The sequence below is a fragment of the Nonomuraea sp. NPDC001684 genome, from assembly GCF_053596515.1.
The window spans coordinates 1-9895 of the sequence record NZ_JBSFGJ010000346.1 but is presented as its reverse complement, the minus strand read 5'-3'; the positions used below and the strand labels follow the sequence as shown (position 1 = coordinate 9895).

Here is a 9895-nt window from a genome sequence, read left to right as displayed (position 1 = left end):
GCCGCCCAGGCGGCCCTGCGCGCAGGCAGGACAGGCGCGGCCACGTCCGGCACGGCCGGGCCAGCGCAGGCAACGCGCTGGCGTCCGCCGGCCGCTGCAGCTCGCCGCCTGCGAGCGGAGGCACGTCCGCTCGCAGGCGGCGAGATCCAACCCTGCCGAGGGCGCACCGCGCCCGTTCTGGACGAAGGTTGTATCCGATGTCCTCCGGGATCATGCTCGCGTACATCCAGATGGAGCAGCGTTTCCACCTCGCTGCCGACCGCGCACGCCTTCCTGTTACTGCTCGGCCCGCTCCGGTGAACGGCCACAGCGTGGAGAGAGCAGATGACGAAACAAACCGGCGCCCGAGCAGGGCGGCCACGTAGGCGCACCGCTCCGGCCTGGGTGTGGGAGCCGCAGCACGAGACCGGGGGCGGGACCGTCCGGACCTGGCACACGTCTTGCTGCGGCGCCTACGAACTGGCCTCTCTCGGCGGCCAATACTTCGTGCTCCGCCCGGACGGCCGCGGCGGCTACGAGGAGACCGCGCGAGGCATCCACGCTCACGCCCTGGCCGCCTACATCGAGCTCGTGACCGAACATCGCCGCCCCCACCAGCGGCGAGGAGAGCCCACCGAGTACGACCCTCTCCTGGACGTTCCCGAGCCGATCGCTAAGCAGCCCGACCAGCCGCCGATCGAGCGGCAGGCCGGATGAACGTGGCGTGCTGGACCGTCCTGACCTACGGCCCGGCACGCCACACCCCCGGGGCGCCAACCGGCGCACGGGAACCCCTGATGCCCCGGCATCTGCCGGGCCGGAAGGAGAGGCACATGAACCTGTACGACCTGCCGCTGGCCGACGCGGACTTCCGTCGCCTGTGCGGCGGCAACCAGCAGGAAGAGGAGGGCGAGTCGTGCGTCGAGATCGCCCCGATCCCGGGCGCCGAGGGCGTGTTCGCCCTTCGTGACTCGAAGAACCCGAACGCCGGGACGCTCCGCTTCACCCGGAGCGAGCTCCACGCCGCCGGTATGACCACCATCTGAACCATCCGATGACAGGGGTGGCCCCTGCCTGACCGAAACAAGCAGGGACCACCCCTTGCACACCACTCTACGGAGCAGCAGATCATGCATTGGCACGCCTACCAGTGGACCGGCGCGGGAGCCGAACGAGCCAACGAGGCCGAGCGGCGGCCCACCTCGCCCGACTTCCTCACCTCGCCGTTGCCTCCCATGCGTACCGGCGACTGGCTGGCCAAGCCCGCCTCCCGCGTCGCCGGCACGTACGACGACATCGCCGCCGCTGCCGGATGGCTGGCCGACCAATACCTCACCGTCTCCGGCCTGCTTCTCCACCCCGACCGCATCCCGCTGGACGACCGGATCAACGACGCCCGCGACCTGCTCCCGCGCGGTGTAGACGTGCAGTGGGGTGAATGGCTGCTCGGCGGCCGGTTCGTCTCGCTCGGCGTCATCTGCTGCCCCAACCGGCACGTCCCCCACCTGTGCCCCATCCGTAGAACGGGAGCGGCTCGGTGACGACTCCACCGGACGGGTGGGGCCGATGGACGGTCGTGCTGTGCAAGCCCGACGCGACCGACCGCGGCCTCGTGCTGCCCATCCTGGAGTGGATCGGCGGCACCGTCGATATCGTCCGCGCCCGCGAGGTGGTCGTCACCGCCGACCAGATCCTCGCCCACTACGCCGACCTGCTGGAGCTGCAACACCGGTTCCCGTTCGACGTCCGCGCCGACCTGCTCGACCACTACGTCGGGTCCACCGTCACCGTGGCGCTCGCCCACGGCGACACCGACGACACCGCTCAGCGGGTCCGTGACCTGCTCGGCGACTTCGACCCCGAGGTGGCCCGGAAGACGACGATCCGCGGCTACTACGGCATCGACAGCGCCGCCAAGGCCGCCGCCGATGGGCGGATCGTGCGCAACCTCGTCCACTCCAGCGGCAACGCCCAGGACGCCGAAGCCGACTTCACGATCTGGTTCGGCGACATGTACCGGCACGTCCTGACCCGGACCCGAGCACGATGAGCGGCCCCGTCCATCTCGGCCGCACCGTCCCGGCTGGCCACTGATCCACACAGCTGCAGGCCGACGTCCCTGTCCCCGGCATGGCCCGCAGCTTCCCGCCCCGCCGTAGGGCCCGGCGCGGGGCGCCACAGCCGAGGGGCGGCGAGACCCGCCGCCCCTCGGCTGCCCCATCCACCGGCCACCCCTCCAAGGACCCCCGGATGACCGTCTCTCCCCCCGCGCCTGACGGCGGCTTCTACGGCTGGACACCGGCCGAAGGCACTCCACGCTGGCCCTGGGTGGCATGGCTGTTCAGCGTGCCGCCCGCGGCCTGTGACCATGACGCCGCCTGGTCGACCTGCGGCCCGGCTAGACGGCGCACGGGCACCGACAGCTCGACCTCGATCCACTCCCACTCCGCGCCCAACTCCACCAGCTCCGGCCGGACCGGCCGCCGCATGGCGGGCGACGGCATCCCGAAGAAGTGCGGGTCGAGGAAGTACCGGTAGGCCACCGAAGGCAGCGCCACCGGCACACACCCCTCCTCGACCACCTTGCCGAGCAGCTGCTCCAGCATCCGCCGCTCGACCATCTGCCGGACGGGTTTGTCTTCCCACATCGGGCGGTGAAGGCCCGCCTCTGTCCAGGTGACGATCCTGTCGTGGGCGGCGAGCGCCGCGTCGACCATCTCGCGGACGAGGGCCGGGTGCAGGATCGCGCCCGGCCGCTGATGCACGACCCGGGTGGCGGCCTGGTAGGCGACTTCGCTCATGCCGGAAGGCTCCTCATCGTGCGAGGGCGGACGTCCGCGAGCGGACCGTGCAGGTTCGTCCAGCCGGGCCCGAACGTCGGCTCCAGCGCGTCCGCCGGCAACGGCATCCTGCCGCGCCGTACGCCGACGCGAAGGGCGAACATGTGGAGGTGAACGGTGTAGAACGCATCCGTGCGGCGGCGGGCCCGCACCGCCTGGACGTCGCGGAACGACAGCAGCCAGAACGGCACCATCTCGGCCACGTGGCCGCACTCGAACACCGTGTACGGCATCTTGCCGAGCACGCGGATGCGGCCGCGGATCTCCTGCTCGCCGCAGTCGGGGCAGCCGGGCGAGTCGTGCAGCGCTTCGAGCCCGTCTTCGGTGAACACCCGCGCCTCGCCCCACCCGATCTCGGTGAACGCGTCCTCGTCACGCGGGTCGGTGCCGAGCGGCGCCACCATGACACGTCCTCGGCCGAGGACGATGCCGCTCACAGCCACTCCGTTCGGTGGCCGGGGTAGTCGAACCGGTACGGCGCGGCGGCCATCCGCAGCGTCCGGCACGGGTACTCGGCCGAGGAGGAGCATTCGGCGCAGACCAGCACCCGCGCGGGCGGGTTCTCGCGAGACCCTGGCCCGGACTTGTGGACGACGATCTCCTTGGGGCCGTGCCACTTCATGAGCGCGACGTCCGCCTCCGCACGGTGGCCGACGAACACCGGCCCTTCCCGGCCGGCCTGGTGGCTGATCGCCTCGCGCATCCACCGGGCGAACGCTGAGGCGTTGTCGCGCACCTCCGGGGCGACCGGCGGCGGCTCCCACGCATACCCGTGCTCCCCGCAGCTCCGGCACTCGCCGATGTGCGGAAACCCGGTCTCCTCCGGCGACCCCCACCAGCCCGGCGTCACCGGCACCTGATCGCGCGGGTCGTTGGTGAACCACACGCAGAACCGGTCACCGAACTCGTCCACGTGCTTCACGTACGGCATCAGGCGAGTCCCATCTGCTCGTCGGTCGCCTCGCGCGCCACCCGCACCGTCCGGCCATCCCGCAGGGTCGCCTCCCAGATGAAGCGCGGCCGCACCCGCTGCGGGTGCGGCGCGGCCGGGGTGGCTGCCGGGAGGAGCGCCTTGTCTTGCGGGGGCGGGTCGATACTCACCCAGACCTCGCGGACTTCAGGCGGGGCCGGGTCGGCGGCTCCTCCGGTCGCGTGCCGCTCGGCCACCGTCTCCAGCCAGGCCCGCGCCGCGTCGAGAGCATCAGTCGGGGCGTCGGGGACGGCCATCAGAGGCACTCGACTTCGTCGGCCTGGCCCTCGTGGGCGTCGGCGGCCGGGGCGGTGGGCGGCGCGTCTAGCGGGGCTTCGTCCCAGTGGTAGCCGCACGAGGTGCAGTGCCGGGCGAGCCGTTCCGGCCTGGCCACGTCCACGAGCACGGCGGAGTTCCACGGAAGGACGAGCGGACCGCGCTCCGGCCGGTACTGGAGGGTCGCGCCGATCCACCCGCACTTCGCGCAGGTCGGTTCGAGACCGCTGAACGGCGGCAGCGCCGCGGCGTCGGCAGGGGGTTGGGGCATGGGTTGCGCTTCCTCTCGCTGTAGGGGCGAGAGGAAGCTAGACCATCAGATCGCTACCGTCGTATCAGCAGGTCACGGCATCGGTACGGGGACGCACGGCTCGTTCTCGGCGTCGTCATCGAACGGGCGCATGCACCGCCGGCAGTACACGGCGATGACGTCGTCGCTCCAGACGGGGCCGAACGGCACGCCCGGCTCCTCGCCAAGCGCGGCCGCCACGATCATGTCCTGGATCTGTTCGTCCGACACCCGAACGATGAGATCGAGGGCTGCTTGCCACTGGTGAGTGTTCGTCTCGTTGGTGTTCATGGCCGGGCATCCTGCCGACCGGCAGAGGCTACTGTCTTACTCCGATGGCCGAGGCCGTCACGACCCGGGCGTGGCCTTCCCGCGCCGTGGTACCGCGCCGGGGAGGGGGACGGCGTCAGGGGTGGGCAGCTTGTCGACGGCCGCGCGGCTAGCCTGCTCCGGCCGCCGGTCGTACAGCGCCGTCGTTTGCGGCGACGCGTGCCCCAGGAGCCTTTGCGCGATGGCCAGGTCCACGCCGGCATCCAGGAGCGAGCCGGTGAAGGTTCGGCGGAAGTCGTGTGCGTCCGGCGCCTCGGACAGGCCAGCCTGTTCGGCGCGGTTGGCGATCACGTCGCCGACCGTCTGGCCGCTCATGTGCGCCACGATGCCCGCCTTGGTGCGGCGGACATGCCCGCCGCGCGGGGTGAACGGCGCGAACAGGCCGCCCGGGTCGCTGCCGCGAACGGTCAGCCACGCCTCGATACGGCCGACCGCGCCGGAAGTGAGGTACACGTACCGTTCCTTGTTCCGCTTGCCATGCCGGATGAGCAGGGACCGGCCGACCGGGTCGTAGTCGGCCAGCGCCACCCCCGCCAGCTCGGACCGGCGGGCACCGGTCGAGTAGAGGGCGGCGAGGATGGCCGCGTCCCTCAGCGCGGTACGGCGCAGCCGCTCGCGCGGCGCCTCGTCCTCGACGTCGTCACGGTAGAGGTCGGCGTCGCAGGCGGCGAACAGTGCGCCGACCCGCTCGACGGGCAGATGCTTCCCCGTGGGCAGGCGCGTCCCCCGGAACTGGGCGACGCGCTGGGCGCGGTCACGGTCGTCGGCGGTCATGTCGCCGAGGAGCCACGCCCGGTCGAGGACCTGGCGCAGGGCGACGATGTGCTTGTTCCGGTACGCGGTCGACCACGGTTCCGGGTCGGCGTTCTTCCTTCGGGTGGTCGCCGCGGCGATCAGGGCGCGGATGTGCTGGGTGTGCTCGGGCCTCAGCAGATGCCAGTGGACCGTTTCCCCGGTGATGGCGAGCGCGGCCGGGTCCGGCTTGCCCGTGGCGGGGTCGACGCCGGCGGGGTCCTTGCCGGCCATGAGGCGGGCGATCCGGTCGAGGCAGCCCTTCATGGCGCGGCGCGATTCGGCGCTGTCGAGGCTGGCCAGGTACGCCCAGTACGGGTTTTTCGTGCGGTCGGCCGGGGCCGCCACGGCGGGCAGCGCGCCCGCCGTGGTGGCCTCGGGGAGGTGCTCGCTCATCGCGGCTTCAGCCGGAACGTCACCCGGAGCAGGTAGCGGCCGTTCCGCCCGTGCCATCTCGGGTGAGCGGGGCTGATCTCGACGGCGGGCTGCTCGGCGTGCTCCCAGCCGAGCGCGTCCACCGCGGCGACCGCCGCCTCGGCCACCTCGTACAGGCTGCGCCGGGCGACGGGGCCGCCCTGCTCCTGGGCCTCCTCGGACGCCCAAGCGTGCCCGGTGACCACAGCCGCACCGGACGGGACGCTGATCTCCCAGTGGACGCCTTCGAGCCCGGCCGAGAGCGCGGCCTGGAGCGCGTGCAGCTCGACCGAGTTACGTGCCGGCGGGGCGGTGGTCATGGCTGGTCCTCTTCGTCCTGGAGTACGTGCCATGGTCCGTATGTCACGGCCTTTGTCCGCTCAACCACCATGCCGTGCCTCTCCTTGGCGATTCGCAGGGCAGTCTCCTTCTTGTGTAGTCCTGAAGCGAGGGTCTTCCCCCTGTCGCGGGTGAGCACGGCGTACTCAGTATGGGAGGTCTCATCGTCCTCCGCGAGAATCGCAAGAGCGGCCATGTCCTCTTGATCGAGGGCCGGCGGCTGGTAAGAGGTCATGTCGTTCCTTCGGCGTCGATGGGCTGGACGTGGGTGAGGCCGATACAGGTTCCTTCGTCCTCCACCCAGACGACGGGCCCGTTCCCGTTGAGGAGCTGGGCGATGGTGCGCGTGCGGCTCGTCTTCCCCTCGTCGAAGCGGGCACCGGTCCAGTAACGGACGAGCGTTCCGACCGGGTGACGGGCGTTCCAATCGTCGGCCACGGCCTGACGCGCCTGCTCCTGCTCCAGGCGTCGCGCCTGGTCCGCGGCCTCGTGCGCCTCCTCCTGAACGTCGGCCATGTGCGCGTCGAACTGCTCGAACACCGCGTAGTCGTCCCACGGCGGGGTGGCCGTCATGCCGCTGCAGGAGCAGGTGCCGGACTGGAGGTCTCGGCCGGCCTGCGCGGACGCGACCGGGTCGAGGTCGAGCAGCAGCCGGTGGGCCTTGCGGTCCACCAGCGGATCGTCGGTGTAGTGCGGCAGGTCGATCACAGTGTCTCCTCCTTCGGCGTCTCGCGGCGGCTGAGCTCCACCCACACGCTGTACTCGACGGGGTTCACCCAGTTGCCGCCGTGTTCCTCCACAACGACGTTCACCGACACGGGCGCCTCGACCGGGTCGGGCGCGTCGTGAGCGTCGTTCTCGACATGCACGGTCCGCCCATCCACGATCACGTCGCCGACCAGGAGGACGGTGTAGTCGGGCGGCAGATCATCTGAGGCGTCGCGGCATTCCGGGTCGGAGCACGACAGGGCTGGCGTCTCCTCGGGGTGCAGCTCCAGCACCCACAGGTGACTGCCGCCGTTGCGCGCCAGGCAGGCGATGCGGGCCTGCTTGGCGATCTCGGCCTGAATACCTTCGATGTGGTAGTTGAACTCCCATCCGACCGACTGCTTGTGCCACGGCGGCGTGGGCTGCATGCCGCCGCACGAGCAGGTGCCGATGTGCAGCGGAACCTCGGCCTGGGCGGACGCCTCCGTGTCGAGCTGCATGACGAGGTCGTGGCCGGGGTGCTCCAGCAGATCGTTGGGCCCGAACTTCCATTCTGCGGGGCCACGCTCAGGGCCGGGCTGGATCGTCCACGTGAGGGGGGCCGCCCCGTCCGAGACGGGGCGGTCGTTGGTGTCCATCAGGGCGTTGCTCCGTTGATCGCGGTGAGCAGGGCCGTCTTGAGCTTGTCGAGGCGGGTCGGGCCGAACTGTGCGATCTGGGTGAGTGCGGGTTCGGCCCAGCCCTTCAGGTCGCCGATCGTTGTGATCGGCGGGTCGGCTTTCTCCAGGGGCTTCCACACGTGGAAGGTCAGGCCGGGCAGGTCCTTGATCGGGTAGTCCTCGGGCAGGCCCGACGCGAGGGCCGCATCGGCGATTTCGGGGATGCTGTGCCAGGTGGTGATGCGGGTAATGGGCTTGCTCATCGGGCGTCACCGTCCTTGGCGGCGCGGGCGGCGAGGATTTCGGCGTCGACCTCCATGACCGCGTCGCGCCACCGCTGGGACGCCTCCTCCTCGCCGATCAGGGCCCACATGCGGACGTACTCGTCGGGGAACCGCTGCGCTTCCATGAGCTCGCTCACCCTCTCGCCTTCGCTGAGTCGCTGGCGAACGATCGGGATCAGCGTGGGCAGCGTGGTGGCGGCGGTCGGCGGCTCGTGGGGCAGCTTTGGGTCGTAGGCGACGATTCCCCACTGGGAGCCCGTGGGCAGCGTGATGTGCTGGGCGGCCTGGTCGAGGGTGGCGATCCAGGTGGGGGCGTAGTCGGCGGGGATGGGGCCGATTCGGACGGTGTCGTATCCCGGCTTGGTGATCAGGACAGCGACGGAGGCGACCGGGGTGCGCAGCTTCTCGGTGATGGCGGCCTCCTGGGCGGCGAGGATGTCCTGTTGGGCGGCGACGATTTCGCCGGGCGGGCGGGCTTCCAGCTCGGCGTCGATCCGGGCACGGACGCCGGGCACGTGCGTGGTGACCGTGTAGTCGGTCTTGAGGAGCCGGTGGATCAGTAGGAGATCGGCGGCGGTGGCCGCGTAGAAGGGGCGTTCCGGCTCCTCGGGCTGGGCGTTCAGCACCTTCTCGTTCGCGGCGCGGTAGTGGTCGGCCTCGTCGCGGAAGCTGGTCATGATGCGCTCGATGTGCCGGAGTTCGCGGTGGACCACGCGGAACGCCTCCGCCGCGTCGCCGAGGTCGGCGATGCTGAGGTCGCCGTCGCCGCCTAGGGTGCGGCTGCTCTGGTGGAGCAGGCGTTCCGCCGAGTGCAGGCTGCTGGCCGCGTCCTCCAGGAGGGCCAGGAGGTCCACGGCCCTGACGAACTGGTTGCCGAAGTGGTCGGCGCGGGCGCGGGCGTCCTCGCGCTCCTGCTCGGTGATCGTCATCGGGAGACCTCCTGCCCGGTCGCTACGGCGTGGATGTGGGCGGGGGTGAAGGCGGGCCGGACGGTCCCGGGCTTGTGGCTGCTGGCCAGGTTGGCGATCTCGACCAGGCGGCGGACGGCCTCACCGGGCGTGCCGGTCGGCAGGCCGAGGACGAGGGCGTTGATCTCGATCGCGGCCTGGGCGCACATCTTCCGGTCTTCTTCGGCGTTGTAGGGGTCCCCAGTGCCGGGAATTCGGATGCGGTGGGCGCGGGTGTCCTTGCCATCCCAGGCGTAGGCGGCGCCTCTGGTGAGGGCCGTCCACCGGGGGTGGGTGTTGAGATAGGTGATAAGGGTCGGCCGGTCGGCGTCGAGCGGCACGAGCTGGATGTCCTGACGTTGCATGGATGGTCCTTACTGGTTCCTGGGGCTTGTGTCCTGCCGCGCCCGGGTCGCAGTCCCGAGCGGGTCGAACACCATGATCATAGCGGTTTTATCGGCGGGAATCGACATTCCCGGTAATAAAAACCTGAGGAGATTCCCAGCGCCACTCATAGCGGCGCTAGTAGTGTGACCGCCATGCCAGCTACCATCACGAGTATGGGTACGACTAGGAACGGCTCCTACAGCCTGAGCGACATCGCCCACGCCTTCATCGAGGCCGGCGCTGAGAAGGACCGGCTGAGCAAGTCGGCGTGGGTCGAGAAGGCGGTCATCTACTTCGCCATCGCCACCAGCGCGCCAGCCACCGACACCGACGAGGAGTTCGCCGAGGCCCTGGCCGACGAGCACGAAGCGGCCGCCGCTGACGACGAGTTCCGCGAGCGGGGCGCCGCGTGATCCCACTCACCTCGGGCGGGGTCTACCTCTACAGCCCGAAGGGCATCGACCGCGAACGCCTGATGCTCGTCACCTCGGCGGCCGCCGTGCTGGAGTCACGCCGCCGGTTCATCATCGGCCTCACCGTCATGTCCTCCCACGACGGGGACACGCTCACGGTGCCGATCACCGTGAGGGCCCCGGCCAGGTGCGGGTGTGCGTGATCGCGGGCATGGGCGGCGTCGGCAAGACCACGCTGGCCGTGCACGCCGCGCACCGCATCGCCCGC

Annotated in this window: 20 protein-coding genes; 5 read left to right on the top strand and 15 right to left on the bottom strand. The window is 70.8% G+C overall.

Features of this window, described 5'->3' with window-relative positions; genetic code table 11:
• Positions 1–324: 324 nt before the first annotated feature.
• From ACWCSD_RS38920 to ACWCSD_RS38905, 4 genes are all read left to right on the top strand, one after another.
• Complete coding sequence (locus ACWCSD_RS38920; RefSeq protein ID WP_449922435.1) at positions 325–696, top strand: hypothetical protein; 372 nt, start codon at positions 325–327, stop codon at positions 694–696.
• 116 nt (positions 697–812) lie between these two features.
• Positions 813–1025 (top strand): DUF397 domain-containing protein, encoded by a 213-nt coding sequence (locus tag ACWCSD_RS38915; RefSeq protein ID WP_449922433.1) that lies wholly within the window; start codon positions 813–815, stop codon positions 1023–1025.
• Between the two features lie 84 nt (positions 1026–1109).
• Positions 1110–1520 (top strand): hypothetical protein, encoded by a 411-nt coding sequence (locus ACWCSD_RS38910; protein ID WP_449922431.1) that lies wholly within the window; start codon positions 1110–1112, stop codon positions 1518–1520.
• Positions 1517–2029, top strand: a complete 513-nt coding sequence (locus ACWCSD_RS38905; protein WP_449922429.1) for a nucleoside-diphosphate kinase — start codon at positions 1517–1519, stop codon at positions 2027–2029. The genes ACWCSD_RS38910 and ACWCSD_RS38905 overlap by 4 nt, the downstream gene beginning before the upstream one ends.
• 235 nt (positions 2030–2264) lie before the next feature.
• Here ACWCSD_RS38905 and ACWCSD_RS38900 read toward each other — a convergent pair whose 3' ends face one another.
• The 14 genes from ACWCSD_RS38900 to ACWCSD_RS38835 all read right to left on the bottom strand — a co-directional run bounded on the left by ACWCSD_RS38900 (position 2265) and on the right by ACWCSD_RS38835 (position 9192).
• Positions 2265–2780: a hypothetical protein gene (locus ACWCSD_RS38900; RefSeq protein WP_449922427.1), complete on the bottom strand. Its 516-nt coding sequence runs from the start codon at positions 2778–2780 to the stop codon at positions 2265–2267.
• Positions 2777–3256: a hypothetical protein gene (locus ACWCSD_RS38895; RefSeq protein ID WP_449922425.1), complete on the bottom strand. Its 480-nt coding sequence runs from the start codon at positions 3254–3256 to the stop codon at positions 2777–2779. The genes ACWCSD_RS38900 and ACWCSD_RS38895 overlap by 4 nt, the downstream gene beginning before the upstream one ends.
• Entirely contained in the window at positions 3253–3750 is a 498-nt protein-coding gene (locus ACWCSD_RS38890; RefSeq protein ID WP_449922424.1) for a hypothetical protein, read from the bottom strand. The genes ACWCSD_RS38895 and ACWCSD_RS38890 overlap by 4 nt, the downstream gene beginning before the upstream one ends.
• Entirely contained in the window at positions 3750–4055 is a 306-nt protein-coding gene (locus ACWCSD_RS38885) for a hypothetical protein (protein ID WP_449922422.1), read from the bottom strand. The genes ACWCSD_RS38890 and ACWCSD_RS38885 overlap by 1 nt, the downstream gene beginning before the upstream one ends.
• A complete protein-coding gene (locus tag ACWCSD_RS38880) occupies positions 4046–4336 on the bottom strand; it encodes a hypothetical protein (RefSeq protein WP_449922420.1) in 291 nt (96 codons plus the stop codon). Before ACWCSD_RS38880 ends, ACWCSD_RS38885 begins: the two co-directional genes overlap by 10 nt.
• Before the next feature lie 72 nt (positions 4337–4408).
• Positions 4409–4645, bottom strand: coding sequence for a hypothetical protein (locus ACWCSD_RS38875; RefSeq protein WP_449922418.1), 237 nt, complete (start codon positions 4643–4645; stop codon positions 4409–4411).
• Positions 4646–4702: 57 nt separating this feature from the next.
• A complete protein-coding gene (locus ACWCSD_RS38870; protein ID WP_449922416.1) occupies positions 4703–5872 on the bottom strand; it encodes a tyrosine-type recombinase/integrase in 1170 nt (389 codons plus the stop codon).
• Positions 5869–6210: a hypothetical protein gene (locus ACWCSD_RS38865; RefSeq protein ID WP_449922414.1), complete on the bottom strand. Its 342-nt coding sequence runs from the start codon at positions 6208–6210 to the stop codon at positions 5869–5871. The genes ACWCSD_RS38870 and ACWCSD_RS38865 overlap by 4 nt, the downstream gene beginning before the upstream one ends.
• Positions 6207–6464: a hypothetical protein gene (locus tag ACWCSD_RS38860; protein WP_449922412.1), complete on the bottom strand. Its 258-nt coding sequence runs from the start codon at positions 6462–6464 to the stop codon at positions 6207–6209. Before ACWCSD_RS38860 ends, ACWCSD_RS38865 begins: the two co-directional genes overlap by 4 nt.
• Positions 6461–6937, bottom strand: coding sequence for a hypothetical protein (locus ACWCSD_RS38855; protein ID WP_449922410.1), 477 nt, complete (start codon positions 6935–6937; stop codon positions 6461–6463). Before ACWCSD_RS38855 ends, ACWCSD_RS38860 begins: the two co-directional genes overlap by 4 nt.
• Entirely contained in the window at positions 6934–7575 is a 642-nt protein-coding gene (locus tag ACWCSD_RS38850) for a hypothetical protein (RefSeq protein ID WP_449922408.1), read from the bottom strand. Before ACWCSD_RS38850 ends, ACWCSD_RS38855 begins: the two co-directional genes overlap by 4 nt.
• On the bottom strand, positions 7575–7859 hold the full coding sequence (locus tag ACWCSD_RS38845; RefSeq protein ID WP_449922406.1) for a hypothetical protein: 285 nt from the start codon (positions 7857–7859) through the stop codon (positions 7575–7577). Before ACWCSD_RS38845 ends, ACWCSD_RS38850 begins: the two co-directional genes overlap by 1 nt.
• Positions 7856–8809: a hypothetical protein gene (locus ACWCSD_RS38840; RefSeq protein WP_449922404.1), complete on the bottom strand. Its 954-nt coding sequence runs from the start codon at positions 8807–8809 to the stop codon at positions 7856–7858. The genes ACWCSD_RS38845 and ACWCSD_RS38840 overlap by 4 nt, the downstream gene beginning before the upstream one ends.
• The gene (locus tag ACWCSD_RS38835; RefSeq protein ID WP_449922402.1) at positions 8806–9192 is read right to left on the bottom strand and encodes a hypothetical protein; all 387 of its coding nucleotides are present in this window, start codon (positions 9190–9192) and stop codon (positions 8806–8808) included. The genes ACWCSD_RS38840 and ACWCSD_RS38835 overlap by 4 nt, the downstream gene beginning before the upstream one ends.
• A gap of 195 nt (positions 9193–9387) precedes the next feature.
• Here ACWCSD_RS38835 and ACWCSD_RS38830 point away from each other — a divergent pair, with 195 nt between their 5' ends.
• The gene (locus ACWCSD_RS38830) at positions 9388–9627 is read left to right on the top strand and encodes a hypothetical protein (protein ID WP_449922400.1); all 240 of its coding nucleotides are present in this window, start codon (positions 9388–9390) and stop codon (positions 9625–9627) included.
• Between the two features lie 28 nt (positions 9628–9655).
• Here the strand turns inward: ACWCSD_RS38830 and ACWCSD_RS38825 are convergent.
• On the bottom strand, positions 9656–9895 hold a 240-nt coding region (locus ACWCSD_RS38825), incomplete at its 5' end, for a hypothetical protein (protein ID WP_449922398.1).